The organism is Cryobacterium sp. 10I1 (assembly GCF_035019805.1).
GTDB classification, from domain to species: Bacteria; Actinomycetota; Actinomycetes; order Actinomycetales; family Microbacteriaceae; genus Cryobacterium; species Cryobacterium glucosi.
In genome coordinates, this window is sequence record NZ_JASJVF010000595.1 from 1 (window position 1) to 356 (window position 356).

1 pseudogene is annotated in these 356 nt (G+C 68.3%); it reads right to left on the reverse strand.

The annotated features are described in order from the left end of the window. Positions 1-138: 138 nt before the first annotated feature. Positions 139-356, reverse strand: a pseudogene (locus QN345_RS19925) (molybdenum ABC transporter ATP-binding protein); the annotation flags it as partial.

The following is a 356-nucleotide window of genomic DNA, read 5'->3' on the forward strand; positions in this document are numbered from 1 at the left end:
GAGTCCAGATAGTTGAGCGGATGCCCGTTGATGCGCTGCTCGAGGATCGGGAAGTCGTTGCGGATGCGGGCGACCTCGTCCTCGGTCAGCGCCACGGCGGCGGCACGACGGAACGATGGGGCGGAAAGCGTCATGCTCCTAGGTTAAGCCGTCTTCGCGGGATTCGGCCGTCCCAGGGGTGAGGCCGAAGGTCAGGGCGCGGGTGAATGCGGCGCGAGGGTTCGCGAAGACCTCGCGGGTGGGGCCGGCCTCGACGATCCGGCCGTCCTCGAGCACGATGACCCGGTCGGCGAGGGCGAGGGCGTCGAGCGGATCATGGGTGACCAGGATCACGGAACGGTCGGACAGCATCCGGT